14 protein-coding genes are annotated in these 16,075 nt (G+C 52.4%); 8 read left to right on the top strand and 6 right to left on the bottom strand.

The window, feature by feature from the left end; all coding sequences use genetic code 11:
- Positions 1–74: 74 nt before the first annotated feature.
- The gene (locus tag PsB1_RS07440; RefSeq protein WP_284360153.1) at positions 75–662 is read right to left on the bottom strand and encodes a glutathione S-transferase family protein; all 588 of its coding nucleotides are present in this window, start codon (positions 660–662) and stop codon (positions 75–77) included.
- A gap of 191 nt (positions 663–853) precedes the next feature.
- Here PsB1_RS07440 and PsB1_RS07435 point away from each other — a divergent pair, with 191 nt between their 5' ends.
- The 3 genes from PsB1_RS07435 to PsB1_RS07425 all read left to right on the top strand — a co-directional run bounded on the left by PsB1_RS07435 (position 854) and on the right by PsB1_RS07425 (position 4,341).
- Positions 854–1,999 carry a beta-ketoacyl-ACP synthase III gene (locus PsB1_RS07435; RefSeq protein ID WP_284360150.1) on the top strand — a complete coding sequence of 382 codons (1,146 nt, stop codon included), beginning with the start codon at positions 854–856 and terminating at the stop codon, positions 1,997–1,999.
- Positions 2,000–2,120: 121 nt separating this feature from the next.
- Positions 2,121–2,441: a hypothetical protein gene (locus tag PsB1_RS07430; protein WP_284360147.1), complete on the top strand. Its 321-nt coding sequence runs from the start codon at positions 2,121–2,123 to the stop codon at positions 2,439–2,441.
- Between the two features lie 79 nt (positions 2,442–2,520).
- On the top strand, positions 2,521–4,341 hold the full coding sequence (locus tag PsB1_RS07425) for an AMP-binding protein (RefSeq protein WP_284360146.1): 1,821 nt from the start codon (positions 2,521–2,523) through the stop codon (positions 4,339–4,341).
- Between the two features lie 533 nt (positions 4,342–4,874).
- On the opposite strand, the gene PsB1_RS07420 is transcribed toward PsB1_RS07425, so the two are convergent.
- From PsB1_RS07420 to PsB1_RS07405, 4 genes are all read right to left on the bottom strand, one after another.
- Positions 4,875–5,408 carry a DUF2541 family protein gene (locus PsB1_RS07420; protein WP_284360145.1) on the bottom strand — a complete coding sequence of 178 codons (534 nt, stop codon included), beginning with the start codon at positions 5,406–5,408 and terminating at the stop codon, positions 4,875–4,877.
- A 210-nt stretch (positions 5,409–5,618) separates the two neighbouring features.
- Entirely contained in the window at positions 5,619–8,279 is a 2,661-nt protein-coding gene (gene ppdK, locus PsB1_RS07415; protein WP_284360143.1) for a pyruvate, phosphate dikinase, read from the bottom strand.
- A 155-nt stretch (positions 8,280–8,434) separates the two neighbouring features.
- Positions 8,435–10,564: a glycine--tRNA ligase subunit beta gene (gene glyS / locus PsB1_RS07410; protein WP_284360142.1), complete on the bottom strand. Its 2,130-nt coding sequence runs from the start codon at positions 10,562–10,564 to the stop codon at positions 8,435–8,437.
- Positions 10,565–10,566: 2 nt separating this feature from the next.
- Positions 10,567–11,508 (bottom strand): glycine--tRNA ligase subunit alpha, encoded by a 942-nt coding sequence (locus PsB1_RS07405; protein WP_284360141.1) that lies wholly within the window; start codon positions 11,506–11,508, stop codon positions 10,567–10,569.
- A 387-nt stretch (positions 11,509–11,895) separates the two neighbouring features.
- Between PsB1_RS07405 and PsB1_RS07400 the strand changes: the two genes are divergently transcribed.
- From PsB1_RS07400 to PsB1_RS07380, 5 genes are all read left to right on the top strand, one after another.
- Complete coding sequence (locus PsB1_RS07400) at positions 11,896–13,188, top strand: diguanylate cyclase domain-containing protein (RefSeq protein WP_284360140.1); 1,293 nt, start codon at positions 11,896–11,898, stop codon at positions 13,186–13,188.
- Between the two features lie 58 nt (positions 13,189–13,246).
- Positions 13,247–13,732: a Holliday junction resolvase RuvX gene (ruvX, locus tag PsB1_RS07395; RefSeq protein WP_284360138.1), complete on the top strand. Its 486-nt coding sequence runs from the start codon at positions 13,247–13,249 to the stop codon at positions 13,730–13,732.
- Positions 13,733–13,799: 67 nt separating this feature from the next.
- Positions 13,800–13,940, top strand: coding sequence for a hypothetical protein (locus tag PsB1_RS07390; protein ID WP_284360136.1), 141 nt, complete (start codon positions 13,800–13,802; stop codon positions 13,938–13,940).
- A gap of 3 nt (positions 13,941–13,943) precedes the next feature.
- Positions 13,944–14,207 carry a hypothetical protein gene (locus PsB1_RS07385; protein WP_284360134.1) on the top strand — a complete coding sequence of 88 codons (264 nt, stop codon included), beginning with the start codon at positions 13,944–13,946 and terminating at the stop codon, positions 14,205–14,207.
- Positions 14,208–14,210: 3 nt separating this feature from the next.
- Entirely contained in the window at positions 14,211–14,669 is a 459-nt protein-coding gene (locus PsB1_RS07380; protein WP_284360217.1) for an AEC family transporter, read from the top strand.
- 9 nt (positions 14,670–14,678) lie between these two features.
- Here the strand turns inward: PsB1_RS07380 and nuoF are convergent, their stop codons facing one another.
- On the bottom strand, positions 14,679–15,983 hold the full coding sequence (gene nuoF, locus PsB1_RS07375) for an NADH-quinone oxidoreductase subunit NuoF (RefSeq protein WP_284360133.1): 1,305 nt from the start codon (positions 15,981–15,983) through the stop codon (positions 14,679–14,681).
- Between the last annotated feature and the right edge of the window lie 92 nt (positions 15,984–16,075).

Here is a 16,075-nt window from a genome sequence, read left to right as displayed (position 1 = left end):
CGGGTCGCGTGAGAGCTGGGGTATAGGGTTAGCGGGACAAAGCCATGATGACAAGTTTTCGCAGCGGTAAGGGCTCACAGTGGTGGCAATTCCAACAACGCCTCACATCGCGCGATCCAGGCAAGAACATCGCGAAAACGTCCAATTTCAAACCCGCCTTGATGGGAAAATCGCGTATAGGGCAAAAGCGCCAAATCAGCCAAAGAGAAGGCCTTGCCTACAAACCAGTCCCTGCCATGCAAATGCGCGTCCATTTGCCCAAGAATCACTTCTCCTCGCGGCAGAAGATTTGGGTCAATTGCATCTTCAGTCTGCCCCAATAAATGCACTTTTGCCCGCCGGACCGCAATGATGGGCTCATGGCTATATTGCTCCCAAAACATCCACTCATACATTTTAGCCCGGTCAAAGGCGTCTGCCGGTATCAGGGGCGACCCTTCGGCCAGATAAAGGATGATGGCATTGGACTGGGCGAGCGTGCGGCCATCCTTGAAACGGACCACGGGGACCTGACCAAGAGGATTGAGGGACAAAAACTCCGGCGTGGCCGTAGCGCCCGTAAGCGCCAAGACCTCATGCCACCGATAGGACAAGTTCAAATGCTGCGCAGCCCAGCGGACTTTCAAGCAATTGCCCGAGCGATCATCCCCAAAAATATCCATATTTTTCTCCATTTAACACAGTTTGAGCTATGGCTAACACAGCTTCCCATTAGTTTAACTCAAGAGTGCGCCTAAAGGGTGCAATTACACTTGGTCTGCCGCCCAGCCTCGACGGACAAAGCCGCACGGTCTAAGAAAGCCAAAGTATTCGCTCTTAAAGCAGAGCGGTATACTTATATCTTCAAGGGAATATGCTGGTGAGAGCCCACTATACACCTGTTATCTCCGCCACTGGTCTTTATACGCCGCCACATTCGATCACCAATGAAGAATTGGTCGCAAGCTTCAACCTTTATGTTGAACTCTATAACGCTGAGCATGCCGGTGCCATTGAAGCGGGCGAAGTTCTGGCGCTGACTCCCTCCTCGGTCGAATTCATTGAGAAAGCATCAGGCATCAAGGCGCGCTTTGTCGTGGATAAGGCCGGCATTTTGGATCCCGCCATCATGGCACCGCGTATTCCAGAACGACCCAACGATGAACTCTCCATCCTCGCAGAATTGGCAGTACGGGCGGCCCGTCAGGCGCTGGAGCAGGCAGGTCGCGATCCAGCCCAAGTCGATGCGGTTATTTGTGCCGCCTCAAACATGCAGCGCGCCTATCCAGCAATAGCGATTGAAGTCCAAGCAGCCTTGGGCTGCAACCCTGAAGGCTTTGCCTTTGATATGAATGTCGCCTGCTCCTCAGCAACCTTTGGTATTCAGACAGCGGCCGATTTTGTCCGCGCTGGTCATGCCAGCAGTGTCTTGGTGGTTAACCCTGAGATTTGTTCTGGGCATTTAAACTTCAAGGATCGCGATAGTCACTTCATCTTTGGTGATGTTGGCACCGCCGTATTGATCGAGGCCGAAGATAGGGTCGCAAATCAACCCCATTGGGAGATTTTGGGGACCAAACTCAAAACCCAATTTTCCAACAATATACGCAATAATTTCGGGTTTTTAAACCATACTGCCCCAGAAGGTATTGGGGCGAAAGATAAGCTCTTTGTCCAAGAGGGACGTAAAGTGTTCAAAGAAGTGGTACCCATGGTTGCGGCCTTGATCCTTGAGCATATGGAATCTCTAGGTCTTGAAGCCACCGATTTGCGCCGCCTATGGCTACATCAGGCCAATGCCAATATGAACCGCCTTATCGCAGGCAAAGTCTTGAGTCACGAAGCCAGCGAGGATGAAAGCCCAACCGTGCTTGATACTTATGCCAACACATCATCCGCTGGCTCCATCATTGCTTTTCACAAGAATTGCGACGATTTAAAATCCGGTGACACGGGCCTGATCTGCTCTTTCGGAGCGGGTTATTCGGCGGGATCGGTTTTTGTGCGCAAAGTGGGCTAGATTAAGCCCTTAGGTGCAATCGCACTTCGGCAAGCGAATGTTACAAGAGTTTCACTCGACCTTTTTAACAGCGCTGTTTATTAATTCCTCAATGCAACCCATGCTGGGGAACGTAGCCGCCATGTTGATCTTTACACTTTTAGTATCTGGGGTTTTCAACGCAGCTTCAATCCCAACCGTTGAGGTGGATTTGACGCCAAACAGCGAACCTAGCCCTGCCAAACAATTTTATCAACGCCAGTTTGAGCATTCCCCTGATACGCGCTCTTTTATGGTCATCATCCCAGAACCCAAAAAAACTTTCACACGCCAAAGTCGTAGCGCTCCCAAATGGCTCGAACCCAATGGTGGCTGGGTGTCACGAAAAGACATGAACCGCCCATTCGCGATAAGGCCACTGCGTGAGGGTCATGTAAAGCCCGCTAAAACCTCCGAAAAATAGGCTGTCCAAAGCTAGCAATTAGAAATCGATGCAGTCTATCCCCTGTGCAAAGCGGAATAGACTGGTTTAATCTCTACCCATGCGTCTTGCCCCTTATGTGACTTCGGCCCGTGTGAATTGCCTCCGCCGCGCTGATGGAAGCCTCATTCTAACCAACCCCCATCCCTTGCGACCGGCCTTTGCCAATGTCGTTGAACCTTTGGCCCATTGGGCGGATCATCAGCCCCAAAGGGTATGGCTAGCAGGCTTTGAGGGTGGCGCTTGGCGAACATTAAACTTTAGGGACGGTTGGCGGATGGTTAGCGCCTTAGCCGCCGGACTCTATAGCACTTTCCCGCGTGGCAGCGTTATCGCTGTCGCATCAGGCAATTCTATAAGCCACGCCCTTCTGACCTATGCAGCCCCCTTGGCTGGCCTTGCGATCGCCCCTATTACCCCAGCCTATGCTATCAAAGCCCGCGATCCACGCCGCTTGCATGAAGCGCTTCAAACACTGGGTGCGCAGGCTGTCTTTATGGAGAGTCATCACTTTGCCACACCAGCCCTTTGGGCCGAAGAAATAGGCGTGCGGGTCCTCTCCCCCGGCGATGGATTTGGCACCTATGATGAATTGAGTTTAGACAAATTGTTTGGTGATCCAGACGACGCCCCAGCTTGGCAGGATTTAGACCCCCAAGATGCGTGCAAATACCTTCTAACTTCTGGCTCTACCGGCACCCCCAAAGCCGTCACCGTTACGCACCAAAATCTGGCGATGAATGCCGCCCAGATACGCTCAACCTTTGACCCCGACCTTGAAGCTCAGATTTGGCCAGATGGGATTATGATGGCCAATCACTTGCCATGGAGCCATTCTTTAGGCGGCAATGCGGTTTTGCATATGCTCCTTCACGCTGGCGGCAGTTTGTGGATTGATCCGGGAACGCCGACCGCGCAAGGTCTGGACGCCAGTATCGCCACCATCAAGCATGTTAAGCCCAATTATCACCTCACCGTTCCTTTGGGCTGGTCGCTATTGGCCAGTGCTCTTGAGCGCGATGAAGAACTTGCAAGCGCCTTATTCTCGCGATTGGTGATCATGCAATATGGCGGCGCGGCGCTGACCCAAGATGTCTACCGGCGTTTGCAAGAAGTGGCACTAAGGATCACGGGCGAAGAAATTACGCTCGCCGCAGGTTATGGTGCAACTGAAACTGCACCCACTGTCTGTAATGTCCATTGGCCCAATGATGTGATGGGCTTGGTCGGTTTGCCTGTGCCGGGGTTAGAGCTTAAATTGGTACCCCATGGCACAAAATGGGAAGCCCGCGTGCGCGGCCCCGGTATCACACCAGGCTATTTGAATGCGCCGGACAAAACCAAGGACGTCTTTGACGAGGAAGCATTTTACAAGCTTGGCGATGCTTTGGCCTTTGTAGACCCGCTTCAGCCCCATTTGGGCCTGGTCTTTGACGGGCGCTTGTCGGAAGAGTTTAAATTGGCCAATGGCAGCTTTGTCCCTGCAGGCTTGGTCAGGCCTGCTTTGGTGCAAGCCTCCAAAGGTCTGTTCAGCGATGTTGTCATCTGTGGTGAAGGGCAAAAAGAAGTTTCGGCCTTAGCATTTGTCAATCTTGATAAAGCCCGCGCCTTATCAGGCCTAGAGGATGATCTTCCGAGTTTGATTTGGCATGCCACTGTCCGATCTAGCGCCAAAAAAGCTATGATTGATGCGGGAAAAGGCCAACCCCAAACCCGCCGGGTGACAAAACTCATCCTCTTGTCCACTCCGCCTAGTTTAGAAGTGGGCGAAATCACCGATAAGGGCTATTTGAATCAAGCCCGCTGCCGTGCCTGTCGAGCGAACTCTGTTGCCGCACTTTACAGCCCCAGTTTTGATCATGAAAGAATTGAAATTGAGTAAGCAATCTTTTTTGAACTGGCCCTTTCTATTCAGACTTGATTTTCTGTTGTTTTGAAAAATGCATCAAAATGTCCTTGGTCTCCCTAGCTGTGTAGCCATGGCGACCAATTAGAGCCAGTTGCAAGGTCCCTTGGGCCATTGGTATAGGCTTGGTTCTCTTGCCCTCGACTGCTTTGTGTTGAGGCTGAACGCTCAAAGACTGTTGCAAACATTTTTTCCGAAGCTTTTTGACTGTGGCCGCTATGGTTGTGGTCTTGCTTGGCAGAGTGACCTCATACAGGTTCGGGGGCGAAGGACCAGTCAAAATTTGTCAGTCTTTAGTGCGAAGCGTTTGCGTCCAAACTGCGCACCACCACAATGTCCCAGACCTTATGTATTATTATATACGCGCAGAGCCCATGTAGGCCAAACCAACACCTCAATGGATCTGTTCGAAAAAAGCCAACTCAGTCCTAGTCCAAGACGGAAGTCTGAAAGGGATAGACCAGAAATTGAACTAGCAATCTAAGATCAGCAAGTTTGGCCAGTTGATATCAAGTGCGCGCCCATACCTGTACCATTGATCTTTGGCCGGCAAGAGGTGGGGTCTTGTACCAAAAGACAATTCGGCTGATTAATCGCTTTTCACCAGGCAGGTTGATGATGCGTGTCGCACCACCCCGTTCAATCCATTGACGTACATTGATCTCTCGCGAGCCTCCGTTGCGAAAATGGATCTGCACGTTAAAAAACTCCATCGGTGCATTCAAAACCCTGATCCGAATGGCACTATAAGCGCGATCTGCCCGCACATAAAGCGCGTCTCGATCCAATGTACGCTGCGCCTGCATCTGGCCGATCATGCGCCATCGCTGATTAGGTGAACCACCAATGCGAAAGCCATCATCATCATCGAAGGTCAGCGCTTTGGCCGAATTTGATGATAAAACGCAATAGCCGCACAGGATAACAAGGGCTGATTGCACGATCCCGCGTCGTTGTGGCTCGACCAAACCGGCATGAGCTTCATTCTCAGACAAAGATGATTGGCTTTCCAAAGCTTCACCCGCTTCGATCTTATTAACCATTCATTCCTCCACTCGTCTGAATTGTCGTGCTTGTATGTCTGGTAAAGCAAGAAATAGGTTAGACGTCTATAGCTATCGTTTAAAACCTAATCCATTCACTCATATCATAGAACAGATTGGGGTGATCGCTGGGGAAAGCTTTCAGAACCCCCCTTCAGGCCGCGATAAGCCTGCTTCCAAGCTGAACGTGCGCACTTCCATGGGTCGTACCTAACTACTCAAAGCCGCTTGCGCTGCGGCTAGACGGGCAATGGGGACGCGGTAGGGCGAGCAGGACACATAATCTAAACCCGATTTCTCGCAGAAATGGATCGAGGCAGGATCCCCGCCATGTTCGCCGCAAATGCCAAGTTTTAGATTAGGATTGGTGGCCTGGCCCCGGTCGCGTGCGATCTTGATAAGATCGCCAACTCCGCTTTGATCCAGCGTCACAAATGGATCTTTTTCAAAAATCCCTTGCTCGACATAAGCGCCCATAAAGCGGCTGGAATCATCTCGGCTGATGCCCAACGTAGTTTGTGTGAGATCATTGGTGCCAAAAGAGAAAAAATCTGCTTGGCGGGCAATTTCGTCGGCTTTTAGCGCTGCGCGTGGCAGCTCAATCATGGTTCCCACTTGGTAAGCGATGGTGACGCCTACTTTTGCCATCACTTCGCGCCCGATAGCATCAACCCGATCCTTGAGAATTTGCAGCTCTTTTTCCGTGGCAATAAGCGGGATCATGATTTCAGGTACTGGAGCTTGACCACTGGCTTTGGCGACTTGGATGGCGGCTTCAAATATCGCGCGCGCCTGCATGTCATAAATTTCAGGAAATGTAATGCCAAGCCGGCAACCACGATGACCCAACATGGGGTTTACTTCGTGCAGTTCCTTGGCCCGCTCTAAAAGTTTCGCTTTATCCAGCCCCGTTGCAGCCGCCACAGCCTCCACATCCTCCAAGGAATGGGGCAAGAATTCATGCAAAGGTGGGTCCAGCAGGCGGATGGTGCAAGGTAGACCCACCATGATGGTGAAAATCTCGACAAAATCTTGCCGTTGCATCGGTAAAATCTTGGCCAAGGCCGAAACCCGGCCCTGCGTTGTTTCTGATAAGATCATTTCGCGTACAGCGGCAATCCGGTTGGCATCAAAAAACATATGCTCCGTCCGACATAAACCAATGCCTTCCGCGCCAAATTCGCGCGCGGTGCGTACGTCCAAGGGCGTTTCGGCGTTGGCGCGTACTTTTAAGCGGCGCACCTGATCGGCCCACACCATTAAGGCTGCAAAATCGCCAGATAATTCCGGTTGCTCCATCTCAACCGCGCCAAACAGCACTTCGCCTTTTGAGCCATCAACCGAAATCAGCTCGCCTTTTCTAATCACCCGACCACGGGCCTTAAAATGCCCTGCAGCTTCATCAATGCGAATATCACCTGCCCCTGAAACGCAAGGACGACCCATGCCGCGCGCCACAACAGCCGCATGACTGGTCATACCACCACGAGACGTCACAATCGCGCGGCTGGCGTGCATGCCGTGGATATCCTCAGGACTTGTTTCTTCGCGCACCAAAATGACCGACTTTCCGGCTTTTGCCATGAGCTCAGCTTCATCGGGATCAAACACAACTTCGCCGACCGCAGCACCGGGCGAGGCAGGCAAGCCCGACGCAATCAAATCACGCACGGCCCCCGGGGCAATCGTGGGGTGCAACAATTGGTCAAGGGCCATGGGATCGACGCGCATGATGGCTTCGTCTTGGGTAATCAGGCCTTCATCCACCATATCGACGGCGATTTTAAGCGCCGCCTTCGCTGTGCGTTTGCCATTACGGGTTTGCAGCATCCATAACTTGCCGCGCTCCACCGTGAATTCAATGTCTTGCATATCACGGTAATGGCCTTCCAATTGGCCATAGACTTCCACCAGCTGATTGAATACGTCGGGAAGCGCTTCTTGCAAAGAAAGGCCGCCTTCCCCCATGGATTCACGTTGCACCTTGGTGATGGATTTGGGCGTACGGATGCCCGCAACCACGTCTTCACCCTGTGCATTGATCAGATACTCGCCGTAAAACAAGCGCTCACCGGTCGAAGGATTGCGGGTAAACGCCACGCCCGTGGCCGAGGTTTCGCCCATATTGCCAAATACCATGGCTTGCACATTGACAGCCGTACCCCAGCTTTCAGGAATATCATGCATTTTGCGGTAAAAATGCGCACGATCATTCTTCCAAGAGCGAAACACCGCCCCAATCGCACCCCAAAGCTGATCATTTACGTCTTGTGGGAAGGGCTTGCCATATGCGGCAACAACCCCATCTTGATAGGCACGCACAATGGCTTCCCAATCGCCCGCTTCCAAGTCGGTATCGATGGTGAAGTCATGGACTTCTTTGTAGCTCTCCAAAATGTCCTCAAACATGTGGTGATCAAGTTCCAACACCACATGGGAATACATTTGAATGAAGCGGCGGTAGCTATCGAAGGCAAAGCGGCGGTTACCCGATTGGGTGGCGAGACCCTCAACCGTCACATCATTGAGACCAAGGTTTAAAACTGTGTCCATCATGCCCGGCATGGAGGCGCGCGCACCAGAGCGGACAGAGACCAATAGTGGATTTGCTTCGTCGCCAAATCCTCTGCCGACACTTTGCTCAATTTGGGCCAAAGCAACGCGGACTTGGTCGGCTAAGCCCTCTGGGTATTTTTGCCCTAAAGCATAAAAGGCTGTGCAAACTTCTGTAGTGATCGTAAAGCCCGGTGGAACAGGCAACCCAATTTTATTCATTTCGGCAAGATTTGCACCTTTGCCGCCCAACAGATTTTTTAAGCTGGCATCGCCATCTGCCTGGCCTGCTCCGAAACTATAAACCAGTTTATTCATTCCATAGGTCCCTGACATGAAGGTGTTCAGCTGTGCTGTGTGCTTGGGCCCTTCTAAGCAAGACAAGTCAAGTATCAAGCCGTGGACTTGTGCTTAACGGGGGTTTCATGAACGGCGTGGCACGCCAGCCACAGCGTGGCGCCTACAGCCAAAAATCAGCCCGCAAGCTTTGAAAAATCAGCGATTTGTTCGCTCGTATTTTGCAAATCAACCAATAGAGCAAGCCGATTGAGCCTGATGGCTGGGTTAGGATCATTGATTAGCACGGTGTCAAAAAAAGCATCCACGGGTTGGCGCAAATTCGCAAGCGCCACCATCGCCGCATCATAATCATCAGCGCCAAGCGCTTTGGTTACCGCCGCTTTGGCGACTTCTAAGCCCTGATAAAGCCCCTGCTCTGCCTCAGCCGCCAACAACGCTGCATCGACCGCTACATCCTTTGACCATTCGGCCTTTTTCTCTTCCGCGCGTAAGATATTGGCCCCGCGTTTGAGGCCAGCAACGAGATTAGCCCCGTCTTCAGTCTTCAACACCTTGGCGAGTGCCGCGACGCGGGCAACGATTCGCACGATATCATCATCTGGAATAGCAAAAGCGGCTTCGAGCACATCGGGAGCAAAACCCTCGTCGCGAAGGGCTACGCGGAGGCGTTCGAGGATAAAGTCAAACAAACTATGGTTAGGCACCCAATGGGTGAGTTGAAAGTGGATGCAACGATCACGCAAAATCCGTATCACCCCCAGTGCCGCACGCCGCAGGGCGTAAGGATCGCCAGAACCAGTTGGCTTTTCCCCAATGGCAAAGAAGCCGGTCAAGCTGTCAAGCTTATCGGCCAAGGCCACTGCTATGGCGACGGGCTCTGACGGGACGCTGTCGGATGGGCCTACCGGCTTGTAATGATCGCGGATGGCGTCGGCGATGACTTGGTTGTTTGTGCTCCCCTGCGGCGCGGGGGAGCTGTCGACGGAGCCGACTGAGGGGGGCGTTCCCCCTCCACCCTGCTGCGCAGGGTCCCCCTCCCCCGTAGGACGGGAGAGGACAATCTCATTTAGCTGATAATACCGCCCCATCACCCCTTGAAGTTCAGGGAATTCGCCGACCATTTCGGTTGTGAGGTCAGCTTTCGCTAGTAAGGCCGCATGCTGGGCCTGCGCCACATCCGCGCCCACCAAAGGCGCGATTTCGCCAGCGAGTTCGATCATGCGGCGCACTTTATCGCCGACACTGCCCAGCTTCTCATGGAACACCAAGGTGTCGAGCTTCGGAACACGGCTCTCTAAGCTCACTTTTCGGTCCAAGTCCCAGAAATAGCGCGCGTCATTGAGCCGCGCGGCAAGAACGCGCGCATTACCCAGCGCAATCAGCTTGCCGCCATCGGTTGCTTTTACGTTGGAGACCACAATGAAATGCGGTGCAAGACCACCCGTTTTGGGGTCGCGAACTACGAAGTATTTTTGATTGACCCGCAGCGTCAGCCGAATAACTTCAGGTGGCAAATCCAAAAAGGATGGGTCCATATCGCCCAAGATTACATGGGGCTCATCCACCAAGCCGCATACTTCTTCCAGCAGGACTTCATCCTCAATCAGCTCAAGATTACGCGCTTGGCACAGGGTTTGGGCTTCGGCCTTGATCAAAGCTTTGCGGTGCTCACGGTCCAAGACCACATGGGCTTTGGCGAGCTGGTCTTGATAATCCTCAAAATTCTTGACCGCAAAGGGGCCCGTACCATGAAAGCGATGGCCTTCGCTGATCCGATCGGCCACAATGCCATCAATTGCACAAGGAACCACTTCGCCATCAAACACCGCTAAAATGCGGTGCAACGGCCGCACCCAACGCAAGCTACCCTCGCCCCAGCGCATGCTTTTAGGCCAAGGAAAATTGCGGATCAGATCAGGTATAATCTCAGTCAAGGCTTCAGCGGTCGCGCGGCCAAGCTTAACAAGGTCAGCAACGTAATAATCGCCCTTTTTGGGGTCAGACACCACACGTGCTTCGCTGATATTGGTTAGACCTGCCGCGCGTACAAAGCCTTCAATCGCGGGCAGCGGCGCATCAAGCTTTGGGCCTTTACGCTCTTCGCGCACATCGGCAGTGCGAACGGGCAAGCCCTCCACCACCGCGACCAAGCGGCGCGGCGCGCTAAAGCTGGCCATATCGGTGGGCAAAAAGCCCGCTTTGGACAAAGCGTCCATCAATAATTTCTTCAAATCCTCAGCCGCGCGCTTTTGCATACGGGCGGGGATTTCTTCACTGAAAAGCTCGAGCAGGAATTGGGGCATGACTAGTGGGCCACTTCCTGCGCAGGCGATTGGCTCTGCGCCCACAAAACCGCGCAACCCTTAGCTTGCTCGCGCACACGGGCGATATAGCTTTGCCGCTCGGTAGGGGACACCACGCCGCGCGCATCCAAGAGATTGAATAAATGGGAGCATTTGAGTGCCCAGTCAAAGGCGGGCAAGGCTAAATTCTTTTCGCGCAGATGCGTACACATCCGCTCTGCATCTTCAAACCAGCGCTTGAGCATCGCGGGATCGGATTCTTCAAAGTTAAACACCGATTGCTGGCGCTCATTTTCCAAAAACACATCGCCATAGCTCACACCTTGACCATTAAAATCAAGGTCATAGACGTTTTGTACGCCCTGCACATACATGGCCAAACGTTCTAATCCATAGGTCAGCTCACCAGACACGGGCTTACAATCGAGCCCGCCGACTTGTTGGAAATAAGTGAATTGGGACACTTCCATCCCGTCGCACCAAATCTCCCAGCCCAAGCCCCACGCCCCAACGGTTGGATTTTCCCAATCATCCTCCACAAATCGGATATCATGCAAAGTGGGATCGATGCCGATTTCATAAAGCGAATAGAGATAAAGCTCCTGAAGATTGGGCGGGTTTGGCTTCAAGATGACTTGATATTGATAATAATGGCCCAAGCGATTGGGGTTTTGCCCATAGCGCCCATCTTTTGGGCGCCGCGATGGTTGCACATAAGCGGCGCGCCATTCCTTTGGACCTAAAGCGCGCAACGTCGTGGCCGGGTGCAAGGTGCCTGCCCCCACTTCGGTGTCATAGGGCTGAAGAATCACGCAACCCTGCCGAGCCCAATAATCAGACAGGGTTAGGATGATATCCTGAAAGCTAGGCGCTTTGCCTGCCGCTAAAGCACGCGAGCACGCCGTTTCGTGCTGTTGCACCTTTGGAGTTAAGGATTCGGTCATGACACCTGATGCATAATGCCCAAGCTATCCCACACGCAACCAGTCTTGCCAATTTTAGCGCAGGATTGCGCCAATCATCTTAATCTCCGACCATCACTGGCACTTAAGATCGCATCAGTTTTATTGCGCGCACAACTTATATAGTGGCATCAAACTCTGCCAAAAGTTAGGCAAAATGTGCGCCCGTACCAGAAGCAGTGCAGGTAATCACGACGGGTTTCTCAATCATGGCGAAATGAGGTTCGCAAGAAAGGTGGGGTGAAAGTCAATTCCTTTTCCCTTTATAGTAGTGTACAGACGAAAAAGCTTGTTAAACCCTATGCAGGCTTATTGTGTTTACCTATTCTGGGCACTTATTTTGGGCACTCATCATCATTAAGGTATTTTATGGCAAAGCCAAATATTCTGGTATTAGCAGACGAAGATGCAAGTTTAGCGCTGGCACAAGCCGGCTTTGCTATTGCCGGCGATGATATGGAACGTCGCCAGACTGCCGCTATAGTCATTGATACACGTGGGGATCATGGCGCACGCGCAGGTGATTTGGTTCGATCCTTAAAGTCTGCCCTTGGCCCGCGAGCTGGCTTGTTTATGGCATGGAGCGATGGATCATCAGACTTTGAGACTCAAGCTTTTGACGGCGTTTTAGACGCTACGGCCACCCCCCATGCTTTATCCGCCCGACTGGGTTCAACTTTACGCATCGCAGTAATGGCTGATGAAGCTAAACTGCGATTTAATACCTTAGCCCGCTTCGGTGGGTCTGCTCTACCCCCTGTGATCAGCGCGAAGACTATTCCCCGTATCTTACTTTTTGGACAACCTGGACCGGATTTGTTACGATTCTCGGCGGTGTTGGTTGAGTTAGGAGCGGAGCATGTCGCGGCATTCACCTCTTTTACAGCTTTTGATTATCTCCATGATAGTGAGTTTGATGCAGTCGTGATCTTAGCTGGAGATGATCGTCAACTTGCATTGAGTTTTTGTGCGGCAATGCGGCGCAATGCCCGTATGTTCCACTTACCCTGCCTCATTTTGGGTTCACCCGATTTTGATAACCCAGATGAAGCGATTGAACTTGGGGCCACTGACTATGGGGTTGCAGGCGATAATGATGTGGCTGCCTGTGATCGCTTGCTTACCTATATTGATGAGAAACGCAGCCGCGATGCGCTTAATCTTGCCTTTGCAGCCGCACGTTCCCCCGCCGCCATAGAAGCCAGCACTGGCTTATATTCATCGGCTTTTTTTTCAGACCATTTAGAAAGCCTAACCCGGAGAGCACATGAAACGGACCGCCCTTTATCGGTCTGTGTGGCGCAAGTGGCGGTCAAAGCCCATGACGACATGCTCATTTCGGATCAAGCGATGGAGCGTCTTATCGCTCAGGCTGGCTCGATGCTCGCGCGTTTGGTGCGTACGGAAGATATTGCAGCCCGTCTGGATGGGTGCACCTTTGGCGTGGCCTTTCCGAGCTCGGACATGGAAGCCGCCACCATCGCAGCTACAAGGATCGCTGCTGTTCTAGAATGTACGGCCTTTGACGTACAAACCGATCACACAGGTTTGAACCACGATCACCCTGTGCAAGTGAGCTTAAGCATATCTTATGCCAGCCTCAACCTGAATGAGACTGCCTCAGATCTTCTGACCCGGGCCATCGAAGGCTTTAAGACTTGAACCGTATTCCACTTGATTCCATAGAGTATTTGTTGCATTCCATGATGCATGGCGGAACATGTCGATCCTAGCTTATGATTGTTTTCTGGCCGCTATACCTGAAAAAGGTCCGTTGATTGGTCTCGATCCTGGCACTAACACAATTGGGGTGGCGGTATCGGATCTGACGCGTCTAATTGCAAGCCCTGCAATGGGGTTGCGCCGCGCTAAAATGGCAACCGATGCAAAAGCGATCTTTGACCTCTATGATGATCGTGGTGCTTGTGGCTTGGTTATTGGCCACCCCCTCAATATGGATGGTTCACACGGCCCATCCGCACAATCGGCGCGAGCATTCGCCCGCAATTTAGTGGTCATTCGCGATGTACCCGTTTTAATGTGGGACGAACGTCTTTCGACAGCGGCGGTTCAGCGTCAGATGGTTGCGGCGGATATGACGCGCGCTAAACGTGCAAAAGCGGTGGATGCTGCTGCAGCGGCTTTTATTCTGCAAGGACTTTTGGACCGTCTCAAGACCACTGACCTCTATGGTGCATCTTCATAACTCCAAGCTCAAAACCATTTTGCCGGTGTTTTAGTGATTGGCTTGGGCTGTATAGCCAAGCGCTTGGGTGTCGGTAAATTCCTTTGGCTATACCTTACTGTATCCAGCCTTTTTGTTTCCAACCATTGTGGGTGCTGATTTTTCAGGCCCAGATACCAGCCAATTCTTATTCTGTCTTATAATCGGTTTTGTATTGGCAGGCCTTTGAGGTTTGAGTTTGCGCGTCTGGCTCAAAGACGACGGCCCCGCATTTACCAGCGTGTTTCAAAGCAGTGTTCGCTGGAATGGCTTTATTGTGCTGGCGTCCGCCTCAGCCCTTTATGGCGCGCAAGGACTGGCACTTGTGGTTCTTGCCTATGGTCCCATTGTGACCCTTGTGATTGTGATGATTGTGATGATTGTGATGCGTGTGTTTGTGTTGGCCAAATGGGCTGATAAAGATATCCTACCCACCCTAGGTCGCGGGTACGTTTAAGCGATCCGTAACCGGCTTGTGTTAGCCAGTATCATTTACCTAGCCGCTAATCTGATCCGATTTTCAAAGTTCATCTGGCCCTTGGCACCAGCCCTTGATCGGGTTGGGCATGCAGCGATGCCAATCGCATTGATCAGTGTAGTCGCAGCGCTGCGGTTAGATGGACTCAAAAACCGCCCACAACCGCTCGCGCTTAGTACGGCGTATAAGCTCGTCATGGCACCCTTGATCATGTTGGGTGTGATCAGCGTTTTTGGCCTCAACCCCTTTGCTAGCGTCTTAGTCGTTGGTGCGGCGACAATGCACAGTACGCCAGCATCATACGTTCTTGCGCGAGAATTGGATGGCGATGCCCCCTTAATGGCAGGCATTGTGACGCTCACAACTCTTTTGGCTTTGGTCACCATCCCACTTTGGCAAACGCTAACCTTGGGTTTAGTTCAGCAGCCCCCTTTAGCCTAGAATCCCGCCTTACTCGGCAGCAATAGCGGCACCCATCACATGGGGCTTGCCCAAGCGATAACGGTCAATTCGCTCTTCAATCTCACCCCGGAAGCGCCAAATCAGGCCTTGGACTGGCCATGCGGCTGCATCACCTAGTGCACAAATGGTGTGGCCTTCTACTTGGCTTGCAACATCTAATAACAGATCAATCTCACGGTGCTCTGCCTGGCCAACAGCCATGCGTTCAAGCACCCGCCACATCCAACCAGTACCTTCGCGGCACGGCGTACATTGGCCACAGCTTTCGTGCTTATAAAAATAAGCAAGCCGTGCGATGGCTTTGATCAGATCGGTGGATTTGTCCATCACGATCACGCCCGCAGTACCAAGCCCAGACTGCAAAGCCGACAAGCTGTCAAAATCCATAAGCGCATCTTCGGCCATTTCTTGGGTGATCATCCGCACCGAAGAGCCACCGGGGATCACCGCTTTCAAGTTCGACCAACCGCCGCGCACGCCACCGCAATGGGTTTCTAGCAAATATTTGAGCGGGATCGACATCGCATCTTCGATATTGCACGGATTATTTACATGGCCAGATACGCAAAAAACCTTGGTGCCCGTATTATTTGGACGACCAAATCCAGCAAACCACTGGGCGCCGCGCCGCAAAATCGTGGGCACAACCGCAATCGACTCGACATTATTGACAGTCGTCGGGCAGCCATAAAGCCCGGTATTTGCGGGGAATGGCGGCTTGAGGCGGGGTTGGCCCTTTTTGCCTTCAAGACTTTCAAGAAGGGCGGTTTCTTCGCCACAAATATAAGCGCCGGCACCGTGGTGGACGTAGAGGTCAAAGTCCCAGCCATGGACGTTATTTTTGCCAATCAGTTTGGCTTCATAAGCTTCTTTGATCGCCGTTTCTAAATGCTCACGCTCCAACACATATTCGCCGCGAATATAGATATAGGCCGTGTGCGCCTGCATGGCATAAGAAGCGATCAAGCAGCCTTCGATCAACAAGTGGGGATCGTGGCGCATCATGTCGCGGTCTTTACAAGTTCCAGGCTCTGACTCGTCGGCATTAACCACCAGATAATGGGGCCGATCTTTGACTTCCTTGGGCATGAAGGACCATTTAAGGCCGGTAGGGAAGCCAGCGCCACCGCGCCCGCGCAACCCCGAATCCTTGACCTGTTGAATGATCCAATCGCGCCCCGCGTCGATCATATCCTTGGTCGCATTCCACGCACCACGCTTTTTCGCCCCCTCCAAGCGCCAATCATTGCGGCCATAGAGATTGAGGAAGATGCGGTCTTTATCGTCAATCATAATACACTCGATCAGCTAAACGGGGTCGTTCGATCATAGACTTCTACAAGGCTTCATCCAGCCTGCCAAATGCAATTACAGGCGCTGGATCA

This window comes from Candidatus Phycosocius spiralis (genome assembly GCF_030158815.1).
Taxonomy (GTDB): Bacteria; Pseudomonadota; Alphaproteobacteria; order Caulobacterales; family Aquidulcibacteraceae; genus Aquidulcibacter; species Aquidulcibacter spiralis.
This window is presented reverse-complemented; position numbering and strand designations above follow the sequence as displayed.

Coding starts and splice junctions, on each gene's coding strand:
- PsB1_RS07440 (WP_284360153.1), bottom strand. CDS start 662: ATGGATATTTTTGGGGATGATCGCTCGGGCAATTGCTTGAAAGTCCGC.
- PsB1_RS07435 (WP_284360150.1), top strand. CDS start 854: ATGCTGGTGAGAGCCCACTATACACCTGTTATCTCCGCCACTGGTCTT.
- PsB1_RS07430 (WP_284360147.1), top strand. CDS start 2,121: ATGTTGATCTTTACACTTTTAGTATCTGGGGTTTTCAACGCAGCTTCA.
- PsB1_RS07425 (WP_284360146.1), top strand. CDS start 2,521: ATGCGTCTTGCCCCTTATGTGACTTCGGCCCGTGTGAATTGCCTCCGC.
- PsB1_RS07420 (WP_284360145.1), bottom strand. CDS start 5,408: ATGGTTAATAAGATCGAAGCGGGTGAAGCTTTGGAAAGCCAATCATCT.
- ppdK (WP_284360143.1), bottom strand. CDS start 8,279: ATGAATAAACTGGTTTATAGTTTCGGAGCAGGCCAGGCAGATGGCGAT.
- glyS (WP_284360142.1), bottom strand. CDS start 10,564: ATGCCCCAATTCCTGCTCGAGCTTTTCAGTGAAGAAATCCCCGCCCGT.
- PsB1_RS07405 (WP_284360141.1), bottom strand. CDS start 11,508: ATGACCGAATCCTTAACTCCAAAGGTGCAACAGCACGAAACGGCGTGC.
- PsB1_RS07400 (WP_284360140.1), top strand. CDS start 11,896: ATGGCAAAGCCAAATATTCTGGTATTAGCAGACGAAGATGCAAGTTTA.
- ruvX (WP_284360138.1), top strand. CDS start 13,247: ATGTCGATCCTAGCTTATGATTGTTTTCTGGCCGCTATACCTGAAAAA.
- nuoF (WP_284360133.1), bottom strand. CDS start 15,983: ATGATTGACGATAAAGACCGCATCTTCCTCAATCTCTATGGCCGCAAT.